The sequence below is a fragment of the Azonexus caeni genome, from assembly GCF_048146105.1.
Taxonomy (GTDB): Bacteria; Pseudomonadota; Gammaproteobacteria; order Burkholderiales; family Rhodocyclaceae; genus Azonexus; species Azonexus aromaticus_B.
The window spans coordinates 92792-119675 of sequence record NZ_JBKJAD010000011.1; the positions used below are offsets into that span (position 1 = coordinate 92792).

Here is a 26884-nt window from a genome sequence, read left to right on the forward strand (position 1 = left end):
CGATGGCCGATTCCGGCTTCTACCGCGACCTGCCGGCCGCGCCGTCGTTCGCGGCGGCGATCGATACGCGCCACCACGTCGATTTGCCCGACGACTGGTGGGTGGTGATCGCCGACATCGTCGATTCGACCCGGGCGATCGCCGACGGCGCCTACAAGAAGGTCAATACCGTCGGCGTCGCCTGCATCGCGGCGATCGCCAACCTCGACCGCAGCATCGAACTGCCTTTCCTGTTCGGTGGCGACGGTGCCACCTTCGCCATTCCCGAACGTCTCTGCGCACCGGCGGTGATCGCCTTGCGCGGTGCCCAGCAACTGGCGGCCGACAGTTTCGGCCTGCACTTGCGCGCCGGCCTGATCCGCGTCGGCGAACTGCGCGCGGCCGGGCACTGGGTGCGGGTGGGCAAGCTGGCGTTGTCGGAACAGATCAACCAGCCCTTCTTTTCCGGGCGTGGCTGGGAGGAGGCCGAGCGCCGGATCAAGCGCGGCGATCCCGGCGTGCAGCACGTCCGTCTGGGCGAGGGGCCGGCCAGCGCCAGCTTCGAGGGTTTCGAGTGCCGCTGGCAGAACGTGCCGAGTTTCCGCGACGTCAAGCTGGCGCTGATCGTCGTCGCCACGGCGCTCGATCCGGCGCTCAACCAGGCGACCTACGCCCGGGTGCTGGCGCGGATCGGCGAGATTTTCGGCGATCCTGGCAGTCATCATCCGCTGCATGCCGGGGCGCTGCAGTTGTCCTTCTCGCCGCTACATCTCGCCGGCGAGACCAGGGTGCGCAGCGCCGGGCGCGGCTTCCTCGCCGGCCTCGCCTACGCTTGCCGCCTGCTGCTGCAGAATGTCGCCGGCTGGTGGCTGTTCCGCCACGACCTCGACACGGCGTCGGTCGCCTGGAGCCGCTACCGCGACGATCTTGTCCGGCACAGCGATTTCCGCAAGTTCGACGGCGCCCTGCGCATGCTGCTCGACGCCGGCGAGGCGCAGATCGCCGAACTCGCCGCCTGGCTCGACGCCGAGCGGGCGGCCGGAAACCTGGCCTGGGGCATGCACCGCTCGCGCGAGGCACTGATCACCTGCCTGGTCGAATCGCACGCCGGCAAGCACCTGCATTTCGTCGATGGCAGTGACGGCGGCTATGCGCTGGCGGCGCGTCAGCTCAAGGCGCAACTCGGCGAGCGCCGCGCCTGAATCTCAGTTGCCTGGGTAGGCGGCGTCCAGGCTCTGCAGCAACTGTTCGTAGAAGCTGTCGGGGACGATCGGCTTGGCGATGAAGGCGTTCATGCCGCAGGCGCGGCAGCGCTCGCGGTCCTCGACGAAGGCGTTGGCAGTCATGGCGACGATCGGTACGGCAGCGTAGCCGGGCAGGCGGCGGATGCGCCGGGTGGCTTCGAGGCCGTCGAGATTCGGCATCTGCAGGTCCATCAGGATCAGGTCGTAATGGCCGGTGCTCGCCATCGCCACCGCCTGCAGGCCATCCTCGGCGAGGTCGGCGGTGAGCCCGGCGTCGAGCAGCAGCATCTGGGCGATCTCGCGGTTGACCGGTTCGTCCTCGACCAGCAGCAGGTGGCGCTTGCCGTGCCGTGCCGCGAGGCCGGCCTCGCTCTGCTCGATGCTGTCGCTCGTGGTCGGGGACAGCGCTTCGCCGCGTTCCAGCCAGGCGGTGAACCAGAAGCTGCTGCCCTGGCCCGGCAGGCTGTCGGCGCCGGCTTCGCCGCCCATCGCCTCGGCGATCTTGCGGGTGATCGCCAGCCCCAGCCCGGTACCGCCGTACTTGCGCGAAGTCGAATGGTCGGCCTGTTCGAAGGCATTGAACAGGCGGTCGATCGCTTCCGGCGCAATGCCGATGCCGGTGTCGCTGACTTCGAAACGGACCAGCACCGTCGCCGCCTGGGCGTCGACGACCCGGGCGCGCAGCAGGACGCTGCCGTGCTCGGTGAATTTGAGCGCGTTGCCTGCGTAGTTGAGCAGCGCCTGTTGCAGACGCGTGCTGTCGCCGCGCAGCCAGCGCAGGTCGGCAGGGTATTCGCGGCGCAGTTCGATGCCCTTGGCTTCGGCGCGTTCCTGCAGCATCGAGCAGATGTTCTCGAACAGGCCGGGCAGGGCGAATGCGCTGCTTTCCAGTTGCAGCTTGCCGGCTTCGATCTTCGACAGGTCGAGCACGTCGTTGATGATTTCGAGGAGGTGCCGGCTGGCCGCTTCCAGCTTGTCGAGACGGGCCAGTTGCTCGTCGGGCAGTCCGGCGCGGCGGATCAGGTGGGCCATCCCGGAGATGGCGTTGAGCGGGGTGCGGATTTCGTGGCTCATGTTGGCAAGGAAGGCGCTCTTGGCCAGTGTCGCGCTTTCGGCCAGGCGTTTTGCCTGGTCGAGCTCAGCGGTGCGCGCGCTGACCCGTGCCTCGAGTTCGGCGTTCAGCTCGCGGATTCGCGCCTCAGCCGCCTTCTGGGCGGAGATGTCGGTGTGCGTGCCGAGCATGCGCAGCGGCGTGCCGTCAGCCTGGCGCGACTGGATGCTGGCTTGCGAGAGCAGCCATTTCCACTGGCCGTCCTTGGTCCGCATGCGGAATTCGACCCGGTACCGGGGAGTCCGGCCAGCCACGTAATCCTGGTAGGCCTGCAGTGTCGGTTCCCGGTCGTCCGGATGGAGAAGCGCCGCCCAGCCGGTGAAATCGAGGTCGGCAAAGGTTTTGGGCGGATAGCCGAGCATTTCAGCATATTCGGGGCTGACCCGGACTCGGCCGCTGCGCATGTCAAGGTCGTAGAGGCCCTGGTTGGCGCCGGCCAGCGCCAGTCGCTGGCGCTCCTCGCTGTCGCTGAGCGCCTGCTGGGTATCCTGGAGCGCCCGCAGCGCGGCGAAGACTTCGGCCACCTCGAGGTTGCGCGCCACCGGCAAGGGAGCGGCCGGCTGGCCGTTCGGGCGCATCGCCGCGAGCTGACCGGAGACCGCCAGCAAGGGGTCGATCAACTGCAGCTTGAGCAGACGCAGCAGGGCGATCAGGGCAAACGAGAGCAGCGCGCAGAAGGCCAGCGCCTGCCACAGCATCTGCCGCGCCGACTGGGCGGCGGTCTCGGCGAGGCTGCTGCTGTAGGCGATCATGCTGCCCGAGGTTTCCTCGGCGGCGCGGGTCAGCGTTGCCCGGCGGTTTTCCCAGGCGGCCTCGACATCCGTCGCCGTGGCGCCGCTTTCGCGCAGGACGAGCAGGCGTTCGGCGACCTGGAAACTGTCGGCGACCGCCGGATCGTCAGCGACCAGGCCTTGCAGCGATGGATGCCGGCTGAGCGCCTGGAAGGCACGGCCGGCGGCCTGCCAGCTTTCCGCCTCCGGGCTGCCGCTCAACTGGTCGCCGAGCAGGATCAGGCGCTCGATGTTGCTGACCAGGCGCACCTTTTCGCTCAGTCCGATGGCGGCTTGCCGACGATGCTCCACCGCCAGGCGTTGCAATTCCAGCATTTGCCGCGCCAGCAGGATGCCGGCGGCGCACAGGATCAGGATCAGCAGCCCCAGGACGAGCGCCGAGATGCGGCGCAGGCTGGGTGGCTGGCGTTCGGGCATGGGCGCTTACAGGATGCTGTAGGGAAAATGTCGCCGCGACAGGCGATCGTGGGTGCCATCGCGGATCAGGGCGTCGAGCGCGTTGTCGACCTCGGCCTTGAGGCTGTCGTTGCCGGGGCGCAGGACCATATGGACATCGCCGCCGAGGCCGCTTTCGGCGAGTGGGGCGCCGATGTAGGCGAAGGCCTGGCCTTCCTTGCCCTGCAGGAAAACCAGTGCCTGCTGCGTCGGCATCAGGGCGAGCGCGCACTGGTTCTGGCCGAGCAGCTTGAGCAGTTCCTGGTTGCCGCTGGCGGCCAGCGGCGGCGTCTGGGTATTCTCGCCGAGCCAGGTGAACTGGCGGGTGCCGGCGATGGCGCAGGTGGTTTCCCGCTTCAGCAGCGCGCTCGGCGGCGAGCCGCCGAGTTCGCGGTGGCCGATCAGGCTCGACGTCGAGCGCCAGATGACGCGGCTGAAACGGACCAGTTTTTCGCGTTCCGGCGTGCGCAAGGTGTTGGCGACGCCGAGGTCGTAGCGGCCGCCGCCGACGGCGGGAATCACTTCCGGGAAGCGCAGCACCTCGATCTTGCACTGACGCTGCAGGCGCTGGCACAGCGCGTACACCAGATCGACGTTGAACCCCTTCAGGGCACCCTTGTCGTCACGATAGGCGAAGGGTGGCGCGGTATCGGTGATTGCCACCTGCAGCACTTCCTCGGCCGGGGCGCCGGCACTGGCAGCCATCGCCAGCAGCGTTGCTGCCATCCGCACAATCCGTCCCGCCACGACCTCACCCCTGAGCGCTGATTAGAAACGCGGCTGACTTTATTACTTAAGTAATAGATGTGCAAGCAAACGATCTATGCTGTTTCGGTCGTTCGCTAAACCGACTGGCTTTCCAGTGTGTGCCGGGCGCCGTCGCCCTGGGCAAGCAGCGAAGCCAGGGTGGGCAGGGTCTCGTGCAGGGTCTTTTCCAGCGTCCACGGCGGGTTGATGATGAACATGCCGCTGCCGTACATGCCGAAGCCGTCGCGTGGCGGCGCCTTGACTTCGAGCGTCACGTTCAGCCAGTTGGCGGCGCCGAGCCGTTTCAGGCGGTCCGGCAACTGGCGCGATTCGGGTTTCAGCAGCATTGGATACCACAGCGCGTAGGTGCCGGTCGGGAAGCGTTTCATGGCTTCCTGCAGGGCCTTGATCACGTTGCTGTAGTCGGCCTTGGTCTCGTAGGAGGGGTCGATCAGGACGAGGGCGCGGCGCGGCGGCGGCGGCAGCAGCGCCTTGAGGCCGGCGAAACCGTCGCCGGCGGTGATGTTGACCTGGCGGCCGGCGCCTTTGAAACAGGCCTCGAGCAGCGGCACGTCGCTGCTGTGCATCTCGTACAGGCGCAGGCGGTCGGCCTCGCGCAGCATCTGGCGGGCCAGCCAGGGTGAGCCGGGATAGTGTCGCAACTGGCCGTCCGGGTTGAGCATGCGGACGAAATCGAGGTAATCGGCGGCGGCCGGTGGCAGTCCCGGCGCTTCCCAGAGGCGGCCGATGCCGTCGCGCCATTCGGCGAGCTTGCTGGCATGGGCCGATTCGAGCGCATAGCGGCCGGCGCCGGCGTGGGTGTCGATGATCCAGAAGGGCGCGGGTTTTTCGCCCATGTACTGCGCGATCTGCAGCAGGATCAGGTGTTTGAGCACATCGGCGTGGTTGCCGGCGTGGTAGGCATGGCGGTAACTGAGCATGGCAGGCAGTATACTTCGACGCCATGCCTATCTACGAAAGCATTTTCATCCTCGTCATCGGCGCCCTCATCTGGTTCTGGCTCGATTCGCTGAAAGCGCGCGAAATCGGCGTGCGCGCGGCGCAGGCCGCCTGCAGCGAAGAGGGATTGCAGTTCCTCGACGAAAGCGTCGCCGGCCGTCTCGAAGGCTTCGGCCGCGACGACGCCGGGCATCTGCGCCTGCGCCGTTCCTACCTTTTCGAATACAGCGATACCGGCGACAACCGCCGGCGCGGCAGTGTCACCCTGCTCGGTCACGAGATCGTCCTGCTGCATGTCCGCCCCCAACTCTACGTCATCCCGAAAACGCATGAAACCTTGCATTGAAGACTTCGAATTCCACGGTATTCCGGCTCTGCGCGTGAATGGGCCGCAGGGCAGCAGCGCGGTGGTCAGCCGTCTTGGCGGCCAGGTCCTGTCGTGGACCACGCCCGACGGGCGCGAACGCCTCTATCTTTCCGAGCGGGCAGTGTACGACGGCAGCTCGGCGATCCGCGGTGGCATCCCGGTCTGCTTCCCGCAGTTCGCCGAGCGCGGCGACTTGCCCAAGCACGGCTTCGTCCGTACCCGGGAATGGGAAGTCAGCGCCCGGCGCAGTGGCGACGATTACGCGCTGGTCACCTTGGAGATCGGTGACGACGCAGAAACGCACGCCCTCTGGCCGCATCGCTTTCGCCTCGAGCTGACGCTGATGATCGAAGCCGACCGCATCGACCTCGAACTCTGCGTGGCCAACACCGGTGAGTTGCCCTTTGAATTCACCGCCGCGCTGCATACCTACCTGCGCGTCGTCCAGGTCGAGGATGTCGCTGTCGAAGGCCTTTACGGCCACGACTACCGGGATGCCACCGACGGCAACAAGGTGGTTCGCGACAGCGGTACCGAATTGCTGATCGAAGGCGAAACCGACCGCGTCTATCGCCACGTCCGCCGCCCGCAGATGCTGCGCGCCGGCAACCTCAGCCTGGGCATCCAGCAGCAGGGTTTTCCGGACACCGTGGTGTGGAACCCCTGGGTGGAAAAGTGCGCCGCACTGGCCGACATGCCGGACGATGACTGGCGCCACATGCTCTGCATCGAAGCCGCCGCTGCCGACGTCGTTCAGGAACTTGGCGCCGGCGACGAGTGGTACGGCCGCCAGACCCTGGTTGCCTTGTAGCGGATTGTCGCGCTTGCGACAGCTCGGGACATTGTCACGGCACTGATCGCAAAGGGTTTTTTTCTGGTCCTCGTCTTGCTTGAGTCTGGGCATGGACATTGTCGACACTCATCCCGGCCCGCTGCCCAACGCCGTTGCCGGCATTCCGCCCAGCCTGCTCGAAGGCTTCGTGGCGCACGAAGTGGCGCGCGGTACGCTGTTTGCGACGCCGGGCGACGCGCGCGACCAGGTGCTGATCGTCGGCCAGGGCCGGTTGCGCGTCTATCTGGCTGGCGAGAACCGCGAGCTGAGCCTGAGTTATCTCGAAGCCGGCGACATCTACACGACGCATACACCGACCTATCTGGAGGCGGTGACGCCGTGCACGCTGTGGCTGATGGACACTCGCGCCTTCGCCCGCAAGCTGGCCAGCGACCCCTCGGTGACGCCGGCGATGATGCGTGTGCTTGGTCGTCTGCTGGCCAATGCCGTGACCCTGATCGAGGATCTGGCTTTCCGTGACGTACCGGCGCGCCTGGCGCGTTTCATCACCTGCCTGACCGAACGGCGTGGTCGGCCGATCGACGGCGGCATCTGGCTGGTGCCGCTCGAACTGGGTACGGAAGACATCGCCAGCCTGCTCGGCACGACCCGGCAGACGGTCTCGTCGCTGCTCAACCAGTGGGAGCGCGACGGCATCCTGAGCCGCCAGGGGCGGCGCGTCCTCTTCATCCACGCGCTGGACACGTTGCGCCGGCTTGGCGCCGAAGCTTGAGCGAACTGTCGGCCAGCCGACGGACGGGAATAACGCCGACCGCTACCATGGTCGCGTTATCGCTTGAGGAGCAAGACCATGGAACCGAACCTGGAAGCCGCCGCCGATTGTCCGTGCCGCAAGGGCAACGACCGCTACGTCAGTTTTGACGGGATCGATTGCGACGGCAACGCCCGGCGCCTGATGGAATTCATCCTGCGCAACGTCGAAGCGCAAGGCGGCGACAATCCTTTCTGGAACTACTTCCTGGCCAAGCGCACGCCGAAAAGCGGGCCGGCGCCGGATGACCTGTTCCTGGTCCATGCCCACATCAACCAGATCCGCGATTTCTTCGAAGCCTGTGGCGACGAGGAAGCGATGGCCTTGCTGGTCCAGGTCGAGGAAGAGTGCTGCTGACGCGCCAGCCGCGCGTTGAACTTTTTCCAGCGGGTGGTTTCAGAGCGTCCGTGACTCGTTTATAGTTGCCGCATGAAATCCATCCGCTGCCTGCTGGCGCGCTGCCTCCTGCTGATCGTCGTCGCCTCCGTGCTGTTCCCGGCGACCTTGCCGCGCGCGCTGGCGCAAGGCGTCGGCGAGGCGGTGGCAATGCAGGAAGGCGGGCACGACCACCATGCCGGCGCAATGGCGCAGATGCATGCCGCGATGGACGACGCTTGCGACGCTTGTCCCGATCACGATCAGGCACCGGCGCCCTGCGACGATGTCCAGCACCAATGCTGTCCCGGACATCTCTCCGGCTACCCGGCAACCCCCGCTGTCGTCGCCTTGCTTCCGGCACCGGCCGCCACGCCGGTCGTCGACCGCCGACCGGACGGTTTTCCGTCGCGCGTCCCCGAAGGTCTCGAACGACCACCACGCACCGTCTCCGCCTGAGCGCCGGCGGCTGACCGTTAACTCCCTGTAGTCCAGGCTCCCCGCGAGCCGAAAACGGCAACTCGCCGGCTTGTTCCATCCAGCCGGAGATTTCCCATGCGCCCTGTTGCGCGAATCCTTGTCTTGCTGGCGCTGTTACCGGTTACCCCGGTTGGCGCCGAAACCGTCGTCACCTTGCCGCAGGCGTTTGCCGCGGCCTGGACGCGACATTCCCTGTCGCAAACCCTGCCGCTGCAGCGCGAGGCGGTTGCCGCCCGGCGGGACGCCGCTGCGGCCTGGACCCCGGAGCCGGCAGCCATCGAAATTGGCGGACGAAGCGACCGTTTCAACGCCGATCGCGGTGCCGAAGAGATCGAGCTCGGTCTGGCCTTGCCGCTGTGGCTGCCCGGTGAGCGTCAGGCCAGCCAGGCGTTGGCCGAGGCCGAAGGTGCCCGCCTCGAAGGACGGGCGGCGGCGCAACGCCTGCAACTGGCCGGCGAACTGCGCAGCGCCTGGTGGGAATGGCGGCTCGCCCGCGACGAAGTCGCGCTCAGCGACAATGCGCTCGATAGTGCCAGGCGGCTGCGCGACGACGTGGCAAGGCGGGTCGCCGCCGGCGATCTGGCGCGCGCCGACCTGCACCAGGCCGCCGCTGCCCTGGCCTTGGCGCAAGCCGAGCAGGCCGATGTCGCGGTTCGCCTGGAAGCCGCGGCAGCCCGCCTGCAGTGGCTGACCGGACAGCGGCCCGCGGCCCTGAACGGCGACGGCGAAGCGGCCCCGGCCAAGGCGGTCGAGGCCGACTGGCTGAGCGCCCATCCCGAACTGCAGGCCGCCCAGGCCCGCTTCGAACAGGCGCGTCAGGCGCAGGCGCTGGCCCGATCGCGCAGTCGGGCGAATCCCGAACTGACCGTGTCCACCCGGCGCGAGCGCGGGGCCAGCGGCGAGGCCGCCGAACGCAGCTGGGCGCTCGGGCTGCGCATTCCGCTCTCCTCGTCGGCCCGCCATGGCGCGGCGATTGCCGAAGCCGGTGCCGAGCGTGTCGAGGCCGAAATCGACCTGGAACGCGAGCGCGAGCGCCTGCAACAGACGGCGCAGCTTGCCCGCAGCCAGTGGCAGGCGGCCGAACGCCGCCGTCAGGCGAGCGAAGAACGGGCGCAACTGGCGCGTGAGACGCAGCGCTTTTTCGACAAGGCCTTCCGCCTCGGCGAAAGCGATCTGCCAACGCGTCTGCGCATTGGCCAGGAAACTTTCGCCGCCGAACGCGCCGCCAACCGCGCGCGCATCCAGGAATCGGCTGCGCTGTCTGCCTATCGTCAGGCCCTCGGCCTGTTACCGGAATGAACACGATGAAACTGAAAAACCTGTTGATTGCCGGCGCCACCGTAGCCGTGCTGCTGCCGGCGCAGGCCGCTGAAACCATCACGCCCGTCGTGCCGCTGCCGGTGGTCGTCGCCGAGAGCGAGGCCTTCGAGATCGTCGGCCGGCTCGATGAAAATTCGCTGCTTTTCCATGTCGACCGGGCGCCGACCAACGCGCCGGTGCTCGGTGCGACGCTGTCGGTCGAGGCCGGCGGCAAGGAAGTTGCCGCGCCCTTCGACGCCGCCAGCGGCGCTTACCGGATCAGCGATGCCACCTGGTTGCAGCCGCTGCGGGCAGTGGGCGAACACGCGCTGTCCTTTACCTTGCTGGCCGGCGACGAAGCCGACCTGCTGGCCGGCACCTTGAGCGTTGCGGCTGGCGCGCCGCCGGCCGTCGCGGCCGGCTGGCGTCTTTCGCCGGTGAGCGGCGGCCTGCTGCTGGCCGGCATCGGTCTGGTCGGCGCCGCCTTGGTGTGGCGCCGGGTCAAACAACGGCAGGGAGGTGTGGCATGAAACGCAGTCTTCTGATCGGCTGCCTGGCCGCCGCGTTTTCCCTCCCGCTGACGGCGCACGAGGGGCATGACCATGGCGATGAAAAGGCCGCCTTGCCCAACCTCGGCAACACGCCGCAGCGGCTGGCCGATGGCACTGTTTTCCTGCCCAAGACGGCGCAGCGCCAGCTCGCCGTGCGTACCGCACCGGTGGCCGCTGCCGACGCGGCGCGGGCGGTCGAATTGTCCGGCCAGGTCGTCATCGACCCGCAGCGCGGCGGTCGCGTCCAGGCGATGCTGGCCGGTCGCATCGAAGCCGGCCCGCAGGGGCTGCCGGCGGTCGGCAGCCGGGTGCGCAAGGGCCAGGTCCTGGCCTGGGTGGTGCCCGCCGCCGGTCAGCTCGAACGCGCCGACCTCGCCGCGCAACTGGCTGAATTGCAGGCGGCACGCCAATTGGCGGAAAAACGCCTGGCCCGTTTGCGCGAATTGGCCGATACCGTACCCGGCAAGGAGATTGAAGCGGCCGAAAGCGAGCTGGCCAGCCTCAAGGGACGGGTCGCCGCACTCGGTCACGGGGTCAGCGGGCGCGATGCGCTGGTGGCGCCGGTTGCTGGCGTCGTGGCTGCCGCCAACGCGGTGGTCGGCCAGGTCGTCGATGCGCGCGACGTGGTGTTCGAGATCGTCGATCCCGATGGCCTGCAGGTCGAGGCATTGGCCTACGAGGCGCTGGCGACCGACGAGGTGGTCGCGGCGACGCTTGCCGTCGGCGAGCGCAGCGTCGAACTCGATTTCCTCGGTGCGGCCCGCCGCTTGCGCGAGCAGGCGCTGCCGTTGCAGTTCGGCAAGCGCGGCGCCGGTCTCGGCCTGCTGCTGCCGCTTGGCCAGCCGGTGAAAATCCAGGTCAAACTGAAGTCGACCGCACAGGGCTGGCCGGTGCCGCAGCGCGCCGTGGTGCGTAGTCCGGCCAACGTTGCCATGGTTTGGGTCAAGACCTCGCCCGAGCGCTTCACGCCGAAACCGGTGCGCAGCCAGCCGCTCGACGGCAGCCGCGTGCTGGTCATCGACGGGCTGGCCGATGGCGACCGCGTCGTCGTCGACGGCGCGACCCTGATCAGCCAGATTCGTTGAGCGAGGCCACACCATGTTCCAGTGGTTATTGAAGCGAAGTCTGGGCAGCCGCCTGCCGGTGCTGGTCACCGCCGTGCTGCTGATGCTCTACGGCGCCTTCGAGGCGCAGCGCCTGCCGGTCGACGTCTTTCCCGACCTCAACAAGCCGACCGTGACGCTGATGACCGAATCCGGCGGCATGGCCGCCGAGGAAGTCGAACAACTGGTCAGCTTCCCGCTCGAGACGGCGCTCAACGGCCTGCCCGGCGTGGCCGGCGTGCGTTCGGTATCGAGCCCGGGCCTGTCCATCGTCTATCTCTCGTTCGACTGGGGCGTCGATCTCTATCGCGCCCGCCAGATGGTGGCCGAGCGGCTGACCGCGCTGCAGGGCACGCTGCCGCCCGGCGTCGTACCGCACATGGGGCCGGTGTCGTCGATCATGGGCGAGGTGATGATGCTGGCGATCCCGCTCGATGCATCGCGGGGCGACGCCATGGCAGCGCGCGAGTACGCCGACTGGGTGCTCCGGCCGCGCCTGATGGCGGTGGCCGGCGTCGCCCAGGTCATCCCGATCGGCGGCGAGGTACGCCAGTTCCAGGTCCAGCCGGACACCCAGCGGATGGCCGCGCTGGGTATTTCGCTGGATGGGCTGGAGAGCGCGCTGGCCGGCTATTCGGCCAATACCTCGGGTGGTTTTCTTGAGGTGAACGGGCGCGAGTACCTGATCCGCCACATCGGCCGCAGTGCCAGCCTGGAAGATTTGCGCAACCTGGCCCTGAGCGCGCGCAACGGGCAGGCGATACTGCTCCGCCAGGTCGCCGAGGTCAATTTCGCCGCCGCCATCAAGCGCGGCGACGCCGGTTTCAACGGCGGGGCAGCGGTCATCCTGAGCATCCAGAAGCAGCCCACGGCCGATACCGTCGACCTCACCCGGCGCCTGGAAAGCGCCCTGGCCGACATGGAGAAAAGCCTGCCGGCCGGCGTGCTGGCGCCGCAGGTGATCTTCCGCCAGGCCGATTTCATCCAGGCGTCGATCGACAACCTGCAGGCCAAGCTGCTGCTCGCCGCTTGCCTGGTTGCTGCGGTGCTGTTCTTCTTCCTCGGCAACCTGCGCACGATGCTGATCTCCCTGACCGCGATCCCGCTTTCCATCCTGATCGCGGTGCTGGTCTTCAAGTGGCTCGGCCTGTCGATCAACACGATGACGTTGGGCGGGCTGGCGATCGCCATCGGCGAACTGGTGGACGACGCCGTCGTCGATGTCGAGAACATCCTGCGCCGCCTGCGCGGTGCGGCGGCGCGCGGCACGCCGTTCAAGCTGACCGAACTGGTCGTCGCCGCCTCGCTCGAAGTGCGCTCGGCGATCGTCTATGCGACGCTGATCATCGCCCTGGTCTTTGTGCCGCTATTCGCGCTGCCGGGGATCGAGGGGCGGCTGTTCGTGCCGCTCGGCATCGCCTACATCGTCGCCATCCTGGCTTCCTTGCTGGTCTCGGTGACGGTGACGCCGGTGCTCTCGTGGTATCTGCTGCCGAAACTGGCGGCCACCCGGCACGGCGACACGCGGTTGGTCGAATGGCTGAAGCGCCACTACCGGCGGGCGCTTGAAGTCGTCCTGCGGGCGCCGCAGCGGCCGGTCGCCCTGGCCGCTGCTGCCGTGCTGCTCGCCGCCGCTGCCGTGCCCTTCTTCCCGACCACCTTCCTGCCGCCGTTCAACGAAGGGTCGATGACGGTGACGCTGCGCCTGAATCCGGGCATCACCTTGGCCGAATCGGTACGCGTCGCCAGCCAGGCCGAGCGCCTGCTGCTCGGTGTGCCGGAGGTCGAGCACATCGGTCGCCGCTCCGGGCGGGCCGAACTCGACGAGCATGCCGAGGGCGTTCACGTCTCGGAACTGGAAATCCGCCTCAAGCCCGGCGGGCGCAACAAGGAAGCGCTCTACGCCGACATCCGCCAACGCCTGAAGGACCTGCCGGGCAGCCTCAACCTCGGCCAGCCGATCTCGCACCGCATCGACCACATGCTGTCCGGGGTGCGCGCCCAGGTGGCGATCAAGGTCTTCGGCGACGATCTCGACGTCCTGCGCGCCCAGGCAGCGGCGCTACAGCAGCGCCTGCAGCAGATTCCCGGCGTTGCCGATCTGGAGATCGAAAAGCAGGTGCTGGCGCCGCAGATCAAGGTGCAGGTCGATTTCGCCGCCGCCGCGCGTTACGGGCTGTCGTCCGGCCAGTTGCTGCGCAACCTGCAGATGCTGGTCGATGGCGAGAAGATCGCCCAGATCGTCGACGGCAACCGTCGCTTCGATCTGCTTGTCCGGCTGCCGGAAGGCGCGCGCGGCATCGACGGTCTGCGCGGGTTGTTGATCGAGACGCCGGCCGGGCCGGTGGCGCTGGCGCAACTGGCGCGCATCGAGGACGGCGACGGGCCGAACCAGATCGTCCGCGATGACGGCCGGCGGCGCATCGTCCTCTCGCTCAACGCGCAGGGCAGGGCGCTCTCGGAAGTCGTCGCCGACCTGCGCGCGGCGGTGGCCGAACAGCCGCTGCCGGAAGGCTACTTCATCACCCTCGGCGGCCAGTTCCAGGCCCAGGAGGAAGCGGCGCGATTGATTTCGGTGCTCGCCATCGGCTCGGCGATCCTCATCTTCATGGTCCTCTACGGCCGTTACCGTTCGGCGCTGCTCGCCGCGCTGATCATGGCCAACGTGCCGCTGGCGCTGGTCGGCGCGGTCTTCGGGCTGTGGCTGTCCGGGCAGCCGCTGTCGATCGCGGCGCTGATCGGCTTCATCACGCTGGCCGGCATCGCCACCCGCAACGGCATCCTCAAGGTCAGCCACTGGCTCAACCTGATGCGCTTCGAAGGCGAAAAGTTCGATACCGCGATGATCATCCGCGGTTCGCTCGAACGCCTGACGCCGGTGCTGATGACCGCGCTGGTCGCCGCCTTCGCGCTGGCGCCGCTGCTCTTCGAAGCCGAGCAGCCGGGCACGGAAATCCTGCATCCGGTCGCCGTCGTGATCTTTTCCGGCCTGGTCGGCGCGACGCTGCTCGACACCTTCATCACCCCCGCGCTGTTCTGGCTGTTCGGTCGTCAAGCGGCCGAGCGTCTGCAACGCGAGGATTTCAACGAAGCCCTCTGATTTTTCATCGCAAGGAGTATCACCATGAATCGACTGTTATCCGTTCTCTGCCTGTCCGCCCTGTTCGCCGCCGGTCCGCTGCTTGCCCACGAAATGCATGGCCAGCCCATGCACGGCGGCGTCGTCGCCGAGGCCGGCCACGCCCAGTTCGAAATCGTTGCCCGGGACGGTGTGCTGACCGTGTATGCCAGCAACCACGGTGAAGCACTTTCGACGGCCGGCGCGACCGGCAAGCTGACCGTGTTGTCCGGTAGCGCCAAGCGCGAGATCGAGCTGAAGTCGTCCGGCGTCGATCTGCTGCAAGGGAAGGGCACGCTCGCCGCCGGCGACAAGTTGTTGCTCAACGTCGTCTGGCCGGGCCAGAGTCCGCTGACCGCGCGTGCCGTCGTCAAGTAAGGAGTACGTCATGATCAATATCGAACGCCGTCGTCTGCTGCTCGCCTCGCTCGCCCTCGGCCTGCCCGGGCTGGCGCTGGCGGCCCCGGCCAAGGTCAAGGTCGAGGTCTGGAAAAGCCCGTACTGCGGTTGCTGCAAGGATTGGGTGGCGCACCTCGAAAGCTCGGGTTTCGCCGTCAGCGTGCATGAGGTCGGCGACCTCGACGGTGCCCGGCGCCAGCTCGGCATGCCGGAACGCTACGCTTCCTGCCATACGGCGAAGGTTGCCGGCTACCTGCTCGAAGGTCATGTGCCGGCCGCCGATATCCGTCGCTTGCTGACCGACAAACCGAAGGCCATCGGTCTCGCCGTACCCGGCATGCCGGTCGGCTCGCCGGGCATGGACGGGCCGGTCTACAACGGCCGGCGCGATCCTTACGACGTCCTGCTGGTACAGGGCGATGGTCTGGCCAGCGTGTTCGCCAGTTACCGCTGAGCGGCGCTCAGCCACTTCAGCAGCATGGCGAACAGGTGCTCGGGGACGAAGGGCTTGGCGATGAAATCGTTCATGCCCGCCGCCTCGCAGCGCTGTCTATCCTCGGCGAAGGCGTTGGCGGTCATCGCCAGGATTGGCGTCCGCGCGTGCCCGGGCAGCCCGCGAATCCGGCGGGTGGCTTCGAGGCCGTCCATGCGCGGCATCTGCATGTCCATCAGGATCAGCCGGTAGTTGCCGCTGCTTGCGAGTTCGAGGGCCTCCTTACCGTCGTTGGCGAGGTCGACGCAAAGGCCGACGTCTTCGAGCATGGCGAGGGTGATTTCCTGGTTGATCGGTTCGTCTTCGACCAGCAGCAGCGGCGTTCCGGCGTGCTCGTTCCTCAGCTTGGCCTCGGCCGTGGCGTCGGCTGACGGCAGGTTGCGCTGCAGGTTCGGGTTGCCCTTGCTCAGGCGGGCGGTGAACCAGAAGGTGCTGCCGACGTCCGGGGTGCTGCTGGCGCCGGCTTCGCCGCCCATCAGTTCGGCGATGCGGCGGGTGATGGCGAGCCCCAATCCGGTGCCGCCGTAGCGTCGGGTCATCGAGTTGTCGGCCTGTTCAAAGGGGGCGAACAGGCGGGGGAGGACGGCCTGGTCGATGCCGATGCCGCTGTCCTCGACCGCGAAGCGCAGCAGCGCGCTGACGGAATTTTCCTCAACCTGGCTGACGCGCAGCGTGATGCCGCCGTGTTCGGTGAACTTGATCGCGTTGGTCGCCAGGTTGAGCAGCGCCTGCTGCAGGCGGGTCGGGTCGCCGAGCAGGTGGCGGCAGAGCGGGCCGATGTCGCACTGGATGGCCAGCCCCTTGCTGCGTGCCCGTTCGTGCAACAGCGAGGCGACGTTGCCGAGCAGGCTTTCCGGCTGCACCGGCAGGCGCTCCAGTTCAAAGCGCCCGGCTTCGATCTTCGACAGGTCGAGTACCGCGTTGAGGATTTCCAGCAGGTGCTGGCTGGCCGCTTCGAGCTTGCCGAGGCGGTCCATCTGGCGCGGCTCGAGGCCGTTCTGGCGGATCAGGTGGGCGAGGCCGGTGATGGCGTTGAGCGGCGTCCGGATCTCGTGCGACATGTTGGCGAGGAAGGCGCTCTTGGCGATGCTGGCTGCCTCCGCCGCTTCCTTGGCCTGGGTCAGCTCGGCGGTACGGGCGGCAACCAGCGATTCGAGTTCCTGCGAATAGCGTTGCAGTTCCTCCGCCTGCTTCAGCTCCTCGGTGATGTCGAGGCTGAGACCGACCAGGGCGATCGGCTCGCCCCGGCCATTGCGCTTGACCGCCTTGATCACCTGCAGTTCGTGCACCTGCCCGTCGACGAACAACTGCTGCTCGTGCGAAACGACGATCCCCTCGTTGCGCAGGGCGGCGGCATCGGAATCGAGGCATTGCTGGCAGTAGGGCGCCGGCAACAGTTCGCGGTAATGGGCGGCGGCCAGGAAGCGTTCCTCGCTGATCCCGGTCGAGTCGCAGAAGCACTTGTTGACGAAGACCAGATGCCCTTTTTCGTCCTGCAGCCAGATGCCGATCGGTGCGTTGTCGAGGATCAGCTGCAGGGTTTCGCGTTCGAGGCGTAGCGTGCGCTCGGCTTCGACCTTGTCCGAGATGTCGCGAGCAACGCCGAACAGGCCGATGATCTGGCCGGCCGCGTCGTGGATCGGATACTTGCGATTGTCCACCCAGCCGGTGCCGCCATCCGGGCGGCGGAACTCCTGGATTTCGCAGGCGATCGCTTCGCCAGCGAAGACCTGTTTCTCCAGCCGGTAGTAGTGGTCGGCGTAGCTCTCGGGAAAAACGTCGTAGTCGGTGAGGCCGAGCAGCTCGGTCCAGTGCCGCCTGGGGTCGGTGATCTTGGTCAGCGTCTGGCTGGCGCCGGTGAAGACGTGGTGGCGATCCTTGAAGTAAATGAAGTCGTCGGTGTTGTCCATCATTGCCCGGAAGTTCACCATCAGGCTGGCGACATCGATCGGCGCAGCGAGGGCCTTGGCGTCGTCGAGGCGGATTTCGCGCAGGTTCGGATCGCCAGCCTCGGGAGCAATGCACTCGCCGTGGCAGCAACGGATGCGGCCATCGGCGTGGCGCAGGCGGATGTTGAAGCGGTAGGGAAGGAGCGTGTCGGCGGCGAACAGGCGGCTGACGATGTCGCCGTCGTCGAAATGGACGATGGCCCCGGCAGCGAAACGACCAGCCAGCAGTTCTGCCTCGCAGACCCCGAGCAGGTCTTCGCAGGCCTCAACCGCGAGCAGTTGCGGCGCCGAGCCGATACGCAGACGGATACGGCAGGTGGCAGGCTGGGGTTGGGACATGGCCATTCTCCTCCTCAAGGCCATCTTATACCGGGCTTTGTGGCGCGTCATCGGTGTTTTGCGCACCGGGTGACGCCGGGGACAAGGGGTATAATCCGCCGTTTTGCGCCTTTCCGAAACGCCGTGAGCCAGCTCGAACAAGAAATCTCCCGCCGTCGCACTTTTGCGATCATTTCCCACCCTGACGCGGGCAAGACCACGCTGACCGAAAAGCTGCTGTGGTTCGGCGGCGCCATCCAGGTGGCTGGCGAAGTGCGGGCGCGCAAGGCCTCGCGCCACGCGACCTCGGACTGGATGGAACTGGAAAAGCAGCGCGGCATCTCGGTGACCTCGTCGGTGATGCAGTTCCCCTACCGGGAATGCATGGTCAACCTGCTCGACACGCCGGGCCACGAGGACTTCTCGGAAGATACCTACCGCACGCTGACCGCCGTCGACTCGGCGGTCATGGTCATCGACTCGGTCAACGGCGTCGAAGCGCAGACGATCAAGCTCCTGAACGTCTGCCGCATGCGCGACACGCCGATCCTGACCTTCATCAACAAGCTCGACCGCGAAGGCAAGGAGCCGATCGACCTGCTCGACGAAATCGAGTCGGTGCTCGGCATCCAGTGCGCGCCGATGACCTGGCCGATCGGCATGGGCAAGCGTTTCCGCGGCGTCTATCACCTCTACGACGACACCATCGCCTTCTTCGATCCGCAGGCCGAGAAGGGCACGGCCGAAATGATCCCGGGCCTCGACAACCCGCGCCTCGACGAACTGATCGGCAGCCAGGCCGACGAGTTGCGCAGCGACATCGAACTGGTGCGCGGCGCGTCGCATCCCTTCGACGCCGAGGCCTATCTGTCGGGCCAGCAGTGCCCGGTGTTCTTCGGCTCGGCGGTCAATAACTTCGGCGTGCAGAGCCTGCTCGACGCCGTCGTCGACCTCTCGCCGGCGCCCAAGGCGCGGCCGGCGGTGACGCGGACGGTGGACGCCTTCGAGCCCAAGTTCTCCGGCTTCGTGTTCAAGATCCAGGCCAACATGGACCCCAAGCACCGCGACCGGATTGCCTTCCTGCGCGTCTGCTCCGGCCGCTTCGACCGCGGCATGAAGGTCAAGCAGGTGGCCACCGGCAAGACCCTGTCGATCAACAACGCGATCACCTTCATGGCGCGCGACCGGTCGACCGCCGACGAAGCCTGGTCGGGCGACATCATCGGTATTCCCAATCACGGCTCGATCCGCCTCGGCGAGACCTTCACCGAGGGCGAGGAACTGCGCTTCACCGGCATCCCGTCGTTCGCGCCTGAACATTTCCGTTTGGCGCGCATTGCAAATCCATTGAAGATCAAGCAGTTACAGAAGGGCCTGCAGCAACTGGCGGAAGAGGGCGCGACCCAGCTGTTCCGTCCGCTGTCGGGCACCGACCTGATCCTCGGCGCGGTCGGCACGCTGCAGTTCGACGTCGTCGCCAGCCGGCTGGAAAACGAGTACGGCGTGCAGGTCATCTTCGAAAGCTACAACTGTTCGACGGCGCGCTGGATTCACGGCGACCCCGGCGAACTCAAGCAGTTGTCCGAGCGCTACAGCGCCAACGTCGCCCTCGACGGCGCCGACGATCCGGTCTACCTGGCGCCGAACAACGTGTATCTGAACATGGTCAAGGAAAAATACCCGAAGCTGCGCTTCGACGAAGCGCGCGAGGTGGCCTGACATGACGGTCCGCGTCCAGACCGGGGATTTCGACGTCGGCGCCGAACTGGCGGCGCTGCGCGCGGGCGATGCCCGGGTCGGCGCGCTCGCTTCCTTCCTTGGCCTGGTGCGCGACATCAACGACGGCGCCAGCGTTGCCGGGATGACCCTGGAGCATTACCCGGGGATGACCGAGAAGGCGCTCGCACAGATCGTCGCCGAGGCAAAGGCGCGCTGGGACATCTACGAGGCGCTGGTCATCCACCGCGTCGGCCCGCTCGCCCCCTGCGACCAGATCGTGCTCGTCGCCGTGACCAGCGCGCATCGCGGCGAAGCCTTCGCCGCCTGCGAATTCATCATGGACTACCTGAAGACCAAAGCGCCGTTCTGGAAGAAGGAAGCGACGCCGGATGGCGGGCGCTGGGTCGATGCCCGGGAGACCGACGACAGCGCGGCGGCGCGCTGGCAGCAGCCTTAACGGAAGGTTCGCTGCAGCCGGACCAGCGCGGCCACCGGCAGGACGGCGATGGCCAGCCAGAAAAATACATCGGCTGCCGCCAGCGTCAGCGGCGCCTGCAGGCCGCCCGCCTGACCGCTCAGTCCATGTAGCGCCAGCGCCCAGTCGGTCCGGGCGCCCTGCGGCTGAGCGGCGTAGAAATGCTGGAGACTTACCGTGCTTAGCGCGATGCTGCTGGAAATGCCGAGCTGGCGGACGATGTTCTTGACCTGGTAGGCATGCGAGAAAACGTGCGCCGGCAGTTCGCTGAAGGTGCCGAAAGCGACCGGGCCGATATAGAAGGGTACGGCGACGCCGCAGATCAGCGCCGGCAGTAGCAGGAGCGGCCAGTCGGCGAGGCGTCCGGCCTGGCTGAAGGCGAGGCAGGCGAGGGCATAGAGGCCGAGGCCGGCGAGCATGAAGCGGCGCTGGCCGGCCACCCGGCGCGCCGCCCAGGCATGGACGAAAGCGGCGACGAGGCCGCCGCCAGCGCTTAAGCCCAGGATCACCGCGGTGCTGGCCAGCGACAGGCCGAGGCCATTGTGAAAGAAGATCGGCAGCAGGAAGCCGAAGGCGCCGAGCATGAAATAACCCGAGAAATACAGGGCGATTCCCAGCAGGTAGCGCCATTGCAGCAGGCCGCGGTAATCGATCAGCGGCTTCTCCTTGCGCCACTGCCGCCAGGCGAAGACGGTCAGCGCGGCGATCGAGGCGAGGCCGACGATGAAGACCAGGCGATGTGCCCCGGCGCCGGCCGCCGGGATTTCCTGGATTGCGTATTGCAGGCCGAAAATGCCGATCACCAGCCAGAGCAGCCAGCCCCAGTGTTCCTCGCTGCGTTGTTCGGGGGGAACGGTACTTTGGTCGAGCTGGGGCCCGGCGATCCGGGCGATCAGCAGGCAGAGCGGCAGTGCGGCCCAGAACAGCGCCCGCCAGTCGAAGGCGGCAAGCAACACGGCAGCGGCCACTGGCGCGACGGCGGAAGCGCCGAGCAGGCTGCCGATGAAGGCGAGCAGACCGGGGAAGCGCGCTGTCGCCGGCAGGCGGTTGATTGCCAGCCGCCCGGCGGTGAAGAAGGTGGCGCCGCTGGCGCCCTGCAGCAGCCGGCCGCAGGCAAACTGGCCGAAACCGCCGGCGGTCGCGGCGAGGATGCCGCCGAGCGCGAAAACGCCTAGCGAAGCGAGCACGAAACGGCGATAGCCGAGGCGTTCGACCATCCATTGGTGCTTGTAGAGCATGTAGATCGAGCTGACGCCGTACAGCGTGTAGGCGAGCGCGAATTGTTCGGGGCTCAGGCCAAGGCCGGCCATGATGTGGGTGGCGCCGAACATGACCAGTCCGGTTTCGAAGAACTCGATGCAGGTGATCGCGGCAATGCAGCGCAGCAGGCCGCTGACCTGCGGCGTAGGGGTGGCGGACATCGGTATCGGGCGGAGGAAAAGCCGGACAGTTTAAAAGCCCTGGTTGAATGCACGAAATCGATTGATGTGATCTAGACTATCGATATGGACGATATTGATTACCCGGCCTTCCGCCGTCTCGACCTCAACCTGCTGGTTGCCTTCGACGCCTTGCTGCGCGAGGGCGGTGTCAGCCGGGCCGCCGACCGTTTGTGCATCGGCCAGCCGGCGATGAGTCATGCCCTGGCCCGTCTGCGCGAACTGTTCCAGGACGACATCCTCTACCGCGAAGGCGCCGGCATGCAGCCGACCGCCCGCGCCCTGGCCCTGGCGCCGCGCATCCGCCGCCTGCTCGCCGAAGCGCAGGCGGTGACCCGCAGCGCGGCGGAATTCGATCCGGCTCAGGTCACCGGCGACTTCCGCCTGGCCCTCACCGATCCGCTTGAAGCCTTGCTGCTGCCCGGCCTGGTCGCCCGCATCCGGGCCCGGGCGCCGGGCCTGAGCCTGTCGGTGCGGCCGATTCCCGCCTCACGCCAGCTCGAACATCTCGACGCCGGCAACATCAATCTCGCGCTCGGCCATTTTCCCGAGGTGCGCGAGGTGCATGAGGTGCAGTTGCTGTTTCGCGCCGGCTTTTGCTGCGTCTTCAACCCGGCCCTGCTCGACATGCCGTCGCCGATCGGCCTCGCCGACCTGGTCCGCCATCCGCACATCCATACCAGCTATACCGGGGATGCGCCGGGGCTGACCGACCGCCTGCTGGCCGATGCCGGCCTGCAGCGCCACGTCGTGGCGCAGGCGGCGTCGCCGCTGGCGATCCCCTTCGTGGTCAAGCAGAGTCCGCTGCTGGCGGTGGTGCCCGACCTGGTGGCGCGCCTGTTCGCGGCGCATGCCGATCTGGCGATCGAGCCACTGGCGGTGGCCGGGCTGGAATTGCCGATCTCGCGCGTCACCCACCGGCGCGAGCGGGGCGATCCGCTGACCGGCTTTGTCGCCGATCAGGTGGCGCAGGCCGCCGCCACCCTGTTTGGTGAGGCGGCGGCCGGCAATTCGCGGTAAATCGCCTCAGGTCCTGAACTGGGCGACCGCCTGGTGCAGTTCGCCCGACAGCTTGTGCAGGCGGCGCGCGGCGTCGGCCGTCTGGCGCACGGCAATGGCGCTTTCCTCGGACATCTGGGCGATGGTTTCGAGCTTCTGCGCGATGTCGTTGCTGGCCTGGCTCTGCTCCGAAATCGAGTCGGAAATGCCGTTGACCACGAAGGTGACGCGCTGCGCGCCGTCGCGGATGCGCTCGATCGAGTCGCCGGCCTGATTGGCCAGTTGCACCCCCTGGCTGACCTGAGCAACGCCCGACTGCATGCTGCTGACTGCGCTGCGGGTGCCATTCTGGATTTTGCCGACCATGGCCGCGATCTCGGTGGTCGAATGGCTGGTCCGTTCAGCCAGCTTGCGCACTTCGTCGGCGACGACAGCGAAGCCGCGCCCCTGTTCGCCGGCGCGGGCTGCTTCGATGGCAGCGTTCAAGGCGAGCAGGTTGGTCTGGTCGGCAATCTCGCGGATGGTGTTGACGATGGACGTGATCTGATCGGAGCTGCGGCCGAGGTCTTCGACAATCTGCGACGAGGCTTGCACCGCCTCGGAAATCTTGCGCATTTCGCTGGCCGCGTTATGAATCACCGCGGCGCCTTCTTCCGAGATGTTGCCGGCCTCGCGCGAGATGCCGTGCGCTTCGGTGGCGTTTTCCTTGACCTGATCGATGCTCACCGCCATCTGCTCGACCGAGGCGGCCATCGACGAAGCGGCATCGCTTTGCTGGCGAGCGCGGTCGGCGACCTCGTCGGAAGAGCTGAGCAACTGGTCGGCGGCGCTGGCCAGGTGTTCGGCGTTGCTGACGATGGTCGAGATCATCGCCCGCAGCGTGTCCTGCATGGCGCGGATGTCGGAGAGCAGGTTTTCGCCGGGCGGGCAGTCGACCGGCGATGAGAGATCGCCGGCGGCGATGCGCCGGGTAATCGCGGACGCTGCAGAGGGGTCGCCGCCCAGCGTGTGGATGATGCTGCGCGAGACCAGCATCAGCGAGACGGCGATGAAGCCGCCGATGGCCAGACCCCACAGGAGCAGCGTGGCGGCGTCCTGGCGGAACTTGGCGTCGACGTCGTCGATGTAGATGCCGGAACCGATTACCCAACCCCACGGCTTGAAGCCCATGACGTAGGAAATCTTCGGTACGCCGTCCTCGTGGCCGGGCTTGGGCCACAGGTAATCGACGAAGCCGGCACCCTGGTTGCGGACCACGGTGTTGAATTCGAGGAACAGCAGCTTGCCGTTCTTGTCCTTGAGCTGGTCGAGCTTCTTGCCGTCCAGCTCGGGCTTGATCGGGTGCATCACCATCTGGTCATTGAGGTCGTTGATCCAGAAATACTCGACCTGATCGTAGCGTATTGCCCGCACGGCATCGGCGGCTGCCTTCCTCGCCTCGTCATCGGTGATGCGTCCGGCCTGGGCCTCGGCATGGAAGTGGGCGACCAGCGCGTGGGTTGCCTCGACCAGGTTGCGCACCTTGGCCTGACGGTCCTCGAGCATCCGCTGTTTGCCGCTGACCAGCAGGACGGCGAACAGGACGATCAGGGCGCCGATGGTTGCTAGTGTCATCGCGGTCAGCTTGCCGCGCAGTGTCATCGATTTTGCCATTTTTTCCTCTTTGGGAATTGCTCTGCAAAGGGGAAACTAACACCCGCTAGTCCATGAGGCAATAGGGGTTATTGCGTAAAGTGCCAAACGGGACTTGAAAACTGGCGGGGCGGACACATCTGTGGGCTATCGAGAAATTACCGCGGGAGCACAGCATGCGATTTGATAAATTCACCACCATGTTCCAGCAGGCACTGGCCGACGCCCAGAGCCTGGCCAACGGCAACGACCAGCAGTTCATCGAGCCGCAGCACTTGCTGCTGGCGCTGCTCGGTCAGGACGATGGCGGCACCGTCTCGCTGCTGGCGCGTGCCGGCGTCAATGTGCCGGCCCTGAAGCGCGACATCGAAGGGGCGCTGACCCGCCTGCCCAAGGTCGAAGGCCACGGCGGCGACGTCCAGGTCGGCCGCGACCTGGGCAACCTGTTGAATCTCACCGACAAGCAGGCGCAGAAGCGTGGCGACCAGTTCATCGCCAGCGAGATGTTCCTGCTCGCCCTTTGCGATGACAAGGGCGAGGCCGGTCGCCTTGCCAAACAGCACGGCCTGCAGAAGAAGGCGCTGGAAGCGGCGATCATGGCCGTGCGCGGCGGCCAGAATGTCGATACGCAGGAGGCCGAGGGCCAGCGCGAATCGCTGAAGAAATTCTGCATCGACCTCACCGAGCGCGCCGCCCAGGGCAAGCTCGACCCGGTGATCGGCCGCGACGACGAAATCCGCCGCGCCATCCAGATCCTGCAGCGGCGCACCAAGAACAACCCGGTGCTGATCGGCGAGCCTGGCGTCGGCAAGACGGCGATCGTCGAAGGCCTGGCCCAGCGCATCGTCAACGAGGAAGTACCGGAGACGCTCAAGGGCAAGAAGGTGCTGGTCCTCGACATGGCCGGCCTGCTCGCCGGTGCCAAGTATCGCGGCGAGTTCGAGGAGCGCCTGAAGGCGGTGTTGAAGGAAGTGGCCCAGGACGAAGGCCGCATCATCCTGTTCATCGACGAAATCCACACCATGGTCGGCGCCGGCAAGGCCGAGGGCGCGATCGACGCCGGCAACATGCTCAAGCCCGCACTGGCGCGCGGTGAGCTGCACTGCATCGGCGCGACGACGCTGGACGAATACCGCAAGTACATCGAGAAGGACGCCGCGCTCGAGCGCCGCTTCCAGAAGGTGCTGGTCGACGAGCCGAGCGTCGAATCGACCATCGCCATCCTGCGCGGCCTGCAGGAGAAGTACGAGCTGCACCACGGCGTGGACATCACCGACCCGGCCATCGTCGCGGCCGCCGAACTGAGCCATCGCTACATCACCGACCGCTTCCTGCCGGACAAGGCGATCGACCTGATCGACGAGGCCGCCGCGCGGATCAAGATGGAAATCGACTCCAAGCCGGAGTCGATGGACAAGCTCGACCGCCGCATCATCCAGTTGAAGATCGAGCGCGAGGCGGTGAAGAAGGAGAAGGACGAAGCCTCGAAGAAGCGTTTCGCGCTGATCGAGGACGAAATCGCCAAGCTGACCAAGGAGTATTCCGACCTGGAAGAAATCTGGAAGGCGGAAAAGTCGGCCGTGCTCGGTAGCGCGCAGATCAAGGAGGAAATCGACCATCTGAAGGCCGACATCGTCCGCCTGCAACGTGAAGGCAAGCTGGAGCAGGTGGCCGAACTGCAATACGGCAAGCTGCCGCAACTCGAAGCGCAGTTGAAGGCGGCGGAAAAGGCCGGCGAAAGCGAGCCGAAGCAGAACAAGCTGCTGCGCACCCAGGTCGGCGCCGAGGAAATCGCCGAGGTGGTCAGCCGCGCCACCGGCATCCCGGTGAGCAAGATGATGCAGGGCGAGCGCGACAAGCTGCTCAAGATGGAAGAGAAGCTGCACAACCGTGTGGTCGGCCAGGACGAGGCCGTGCGCCTGGTCGCCGATGCGATCCGCCGTTCGCGTGCCGGCCTCGCCGACCCGAACAAGCCTTACGGCTCCTTCCTCTTCCTCGGCCCGACCGGCGTCGGCAAGACCGAGCTGTGCAAGGCGCTGGCCGAGTTCATGTTCGACGCGGAGGACCACCTGATCCGCATCGACATGAGCGAGTTCATGGAGAAGCACTCGGTTGCCCGCCTGATCGGCGCGCCGCCGGGCTACGTCGGCTACGAGGAAGGCGGCTACCTGACCGAGGCGGTGCGCCGCAAGCCGTACAGCGTGATCCTGCTCGACGAGGTGGAAAAGGCCCACCCCGACGTCTTCAACGTCCTCCTGCAGGTGCTCGACGACGGCCGCATGACTGATGGCCAGGGACGCACCGTCGATTTCAAGAACACGGTGATCGTCATGACCTCGAACCTCGGTAGCCAGATGATCCAGCAGATGCAGGGCGACGACTACCAGTTGATCAAGCTGGCGGTGATGGGTGAGGTGAAGACCTATTTCCGCCCGGAATTCATCAACCGCATCGACGAGGTGGTGGTCTTCCACGCCCTTGACGAAAAGCACATCGCCGGCATCGCGAAGATCCAGCTCGGCTACCTGGAAAAACGCCTGGCGCAGCTGGAGATGGGCATCGTCGTCGAGGACAGCGCGCTGGCCGAACTGGCCAAGGCCGGCTTCGACCCGGTGTTCGGCGCCCGGCCGCTGAAGCGGGCGATCCAGCAGCAGCTGGAAAATCCGCTGGCCAAGGCCATCCTCGAAGGGCAGTTCGCCGCCAAGGATACGATCCGGGTTGCTTGCGAGAATGGCGTGATGCGTTTGACCCGGGCGTAAACGCAAACGGGCGGGCCCTCAGGCCCGCCCGTCCCGCAATGGCAGAAGCCGCTTCAGCAATGCCCCTTCCTGCCGTGTCCCGGCGGACAGAAATCCGGGCCGCGATGGTGGCGATGGCCGGTATAGTGTCTTTCGCCACGCGGGCCATGGTGGCGTTTCCAGTAGCGGGGCTCGCGCCATTCGTAGCCGTCCCAGTAGTAACCGCGTTTGTCGCGCGAGCCAAAGGTGACGGTGACGCCGCCGGCCTGGACGCGGACGTCGCCGATATCGACCCGGATGTCGCTGGCGTTGCCGAACAGCGGGGTGGCGGCGAACAGGGCCAGAAGCAGGGTTTTCTTCATCAATTTTTTCTCCGGAAATGCAGGAAGTGCATTGCTGGAGACTATAACGCCCGAGGCGTTGAAAAGTTAAGGAGACGCTGATTTATTCCGATTTTCGGAACGACGATAGCGTTGGGATGAGAAAATGCTGAAAGCGTGACAGCGGGTAGGCGAGATGACAAAGCAAGCGAGCTTTTCTGAACTGGAATATGCGGCGA

The 26884-nt window shown here is 66.6% G+C and carries 23 protein-coding genes; 16 read left to right on the forward strand and 7 right to left on the reverse strand.

The features are described from left to right. Positions 1-2: 2 nt before the first annotated feature. Positions 3-1181 (forward strand): DUF3095 domain-containing protein, encoded by a 1179-nt coding sequence (locus ACLIIZ_RS12180; RefSeq protein WP_416692417.1) that lies wholly within the window; start codon positions 3-5, stop codon positions 1179-1181. A gap of 3 nt (positions 1182-1184) precedes the next feature. On the opposite strand, the gene ACLIIZ_RS12185 is transcribed toward ACLIIZ_RS12180, so the two are convergent. The 3 genes from ACLIIZ_RS12185 to ACLIIZ_RS12195 form a co-directional block, all read right to left on the reverse strand. Beyond that, on the reverse strand, positions 1185-3542 hold the full coding sequence (locus tag ACLIIZ_RS12185) for a PAS domain-containing hybrid sensor histidine kinase/response regulator (RefSeq protein ID WP_416692419.1): 2358 nt from the start codon (positions 3540-3542) through the stop codon (positions 1185-1187). Between the two features lie 6 nt (positions 3543-3548). Continuing rightward, a complete protein-coding gene (locus ACLIIZ_RS12190; RefSeq protein WP_416692421.1) occupies positions 3549-4286 on the reverse strand; it encodes a substrate-binding periplasmic protein in 738 nt (245 codons plus the stop codon). A 116-nt stretch (positions 4287-4402) separates the two neighbouring features. Continuing rightward, positions 4403-5248 carry a 23S rRNA (adenine(2030)-N(6))-methyltransferase RlmJ gene (locus tag ACLIIZ_RS12195; RefSeq protein ID WP_416692422.1) on the reverse strand — a complete coding sequence of 282 codons (846 nt, stop codon included), beginning with the start codon at positions 5246-5248 and terminating at the stop codon, positions 4403-4405. Positions 5249-5271: 23 nt separating this feature from the next. Between ACLIIZ_RS12195 and ACLIIZ_RS12200 the strand changes: the two genes are divergently transcribed. From ACLIIZ_RS12200 to ACLIIZ_RS12250, 11 genes are all read left to right on the forward strand, one after another. Beyond that, the gene (locus tag ACLIIZ_RS12200; RefSeq protein ID WP_416692423.1) at positions 5272-5613 is read left to right on the forward strand and encodes a DUF3301 domain-containing protein; all 342 of its coding nucleotides are present in this window, start codon (positions 5272-5274) and stop codon (positions 5611-5613) included. Continuing rightward, positions 5597-6445, forward strand: coding sequence for a D-hexose-6-phosphate mutarotase (locus ACLIIZ_RS12205; RefSeq protein ID WP_416692425.1), 849 nt, complete (start codon positions 5597-5599; stop codon positions 6443-6445). Before ACLIIZ_RS12200 ends, ACLIIZ_RS12205 begins: the two co-directional genes overlap by 17 nt. Positions 6446-6536: 91 nt before the next feature. Next, positions 6537-7199: a Crp/Fnr family transcriptional regulator gene (locus tag ACLIIZ_RS12210; protein WP_416692426.1), complete on the forward strand. Its 663-nt coding sequence runs from the start codon at positions 6537-6539 to the stop codon at positions 7197-7199. 78 nt (positions 7200-7277) lie between these two features. Further along, a complete protein-coding gene (cowN, locus tag ACLIIZ_RS12215; protein ID WP_416692428.1) occupies positions 7278-7595 on the forward strand; it encodes a N(2)-fixation sustaining protein CowN in 318 nt (105 codons plus the stop codon). 72 nt (positions 7596-7667) lie between these two features. Next, positions 7668-8072 (forward strand): hypothetical protein, encoded by a 405-nt coding sequence (locus tag ACLIIZ_RS12220; RefSeq protein ID WP_416692430.1) that lies wholly within the window; start codon positions 7668-7670, stop codon positions 8070-8072. Positions 8073-8168: 96 nt separating this feature from the next. After that, a complete protein-coding gene (locus tag ACLIIZ_RS12225; protein ID WP_416692432.1) occupies positions 8169-9392 on the forward strand; it encodes a TolC family protein in 1224 nt (407 codons plus the stop codon). A gap of 5 nt (positions 9393-9397) precedes the next feature. Then, the gene (locus ACLIIZ_RS12230) at positions 9398-9922 is read left to right on the forward strand and encodes a hypothetical protein (protein ID WP_416692434.1); all 525 of its coding nucleotides are present in this window, start codon (positions 9398-9400) and stop codon (positions 9920-9922) included. Beyond that, positions 9919-11028 (forward strand): permuted SH3 domain-containing protein, encoded by a 1110-nt coding sequence (locus ACLIIZ_RS12235; protein WP_416692436.1) that lies wholly within the window; start codon positions 9919-9921, stop codon positions 11026-11028. Before ACLIIZ_RS12230 ends, ACLIIZ_RS12235 begins: the two co-directional genes overlap by 4 nt. 13 nt (positions 11029-11041) lie before the next feature. Next, the gene (locus ACLIIZ_RS12240; RefSeq protein WP_416692438.1) at positions 11042-14146 is read left to right on the forward strand and encodes an efflux RND transporter permease subunit; all 3105 of its coding nucleotides are present in this window, start codon (positions 11042-11044) and stop codon (positions 14144-14146) included. Between the two features lie 24 nt (positions 14147-14170). Continuing rightward, complete coding sequence (locus tag ACLIIZ_RS12245; protein ID WP_416692440.1) at positions 14171-14542, forward strand: hypothetical protein; 372 nt, start codon at positions 14171-14173, stop codon at positions 14540-14542. Positions 14543-14552: 10 nt separating this feature from the next. Beyond that, positions 14553-15017: a DUF411 domain-containing protein gene (locus ACLIIZ_RS12250; RefSeq protein WP_416692441.1), complete on the forward strand. Its 465-nt coding sequence runs from the start codon at positions 14553-14555 to the stop codon at positions 15015-15017. Here ACLIIZ_RS12250 and ACLIIZ_RS12255 read toward each other — a convergent pair. Beyond that, positions 15008-17344 carry an ATP-binding protein gene (locus ACLIIZ_RS12255; protein WP_416692443.1) on the reverse strand — a complete coding sequence of 779 codons (2337 nt, stop codon included), beginning with the start codon at positions 17342-17344 and terminating at the stop codon, positions 15008-15010. The two genes, ACLIIZ_RS12250 and ACLIIZ_RS12255, sit on opposite strands and share 10 nt — an antisense overlap. Before the next feature lie 123 nt (positions 17345-17467). Here ACLIIZ_RS12255 and ACLIIZ_RS12260 point away from each other — a divergent pair, with 123 nt between their 5' ends. Both ACLIIZ_RS12260 and moaE read left to right on the forward strand, forming a co-directional pair. After that, the gene (locus tag ACLIIZ_RS12260) at positions 17468-19042 is read left to right on the forward strand and encodes a peptide chain release factor 3 (RefSeq protein ID WP_416692445.1); all 1575 of its coding nucleotides are present in this window, start codon (positions 17468-17470) and stop codon (positions 19040-19042) included. A gap of 1 nt (position 19043) precedes the next feature. Next, positions 19044-19499: a molybdopterin synthase catalytic subunit MoaE gene (gene moaE / locus ACLIIZ_RS12265; protein WP_416692447.1), complete on the forward strand. Its 456-nt coding sequence runs from the start codon at positions 19044-19046 to the stop codon at positions 19497-19499. Here the strand turns inward: moaE and ACLIIZ_RS12270 are convergent. Continuing rightward, on the reverse strand, positions 19496-20938 hold the full coding sequence (locus ACLIIZ_RS12270; RefSeq protein ID WP_416692449.1) for an MFS transporter: 1443 nt from the start codon (positions 20936-20938) through the stop codon (positions 19496-19498). The two genes, moaE and ACLIIZ_RS12270, sit on opposite strands and share 4 nt — an antisense overlap. Before the next feature lie 84 nt (positions 20939-21022). On the opposite strand from ACLIIZ_RS12270, the gene ACLIIZ_RS12275 reads away from it, so the two are divergent. Continuing rightward, the gene (locus ACLIIZ_RS12275) at positions 21023-21976 is read left to right on the forward strand and encodes a LysR family transcriptional regulator (RefSeq protein ID WP_416692451.1); all 954 of its coding nucleotides are present in this window, start codon (positions 21023-21025) and stop codon (positions 21974-21976) included. Positions 21977-21982: 6 nt separating this feature from the next. Here ACLIIZ_RS12275 and ACLIIZ_RS12280 read toward each other — a convergent pair whose 3' ends face one another. Then, a complete protein-coding gene (locus ACLIIZ_RS12280) occupies positions 21983-23608 on the reverse strand; it encodes a methyl-accepting chemotaxis protein (protein WP_416692453.1) in 1626 nt (541 codons plus the stop codon). Positions 23609-23763: 155 nt separating this feature from the next. On the opposite strand from ACLIIZ_RS12280, the gene clpB reads away from it, so the two are divergent. Further along, the gene (gene clpB / locus ACLIIZ_RS12285; protein ID WP_416692455.1) at positions 23764-26346 is read left to right on the forward strand and encodes an ATP-dependent chaperone ClpB; all 2583 of its coding nucleotides are present in this window, start codon (positions 23764-23766) and stop codon (positions 26344-26346) included. 53 nt (positions 26347-26399) lie between these two features. Here the strand turns inward: clpB and ACLIIZ_RS12290 are convergent, their stop codons facing one another. Beyond that, entirely contained in the window at positions 26400-26687 is a 288-nt protein-coding gene (locus tag ACLIIZ_RS12290; protein ID WP_416692457.1) for a DUF2502 domain-containing protein, read from the reverse strand. Positions 26688-26884 lie beyond the last annotated feature (197 nt).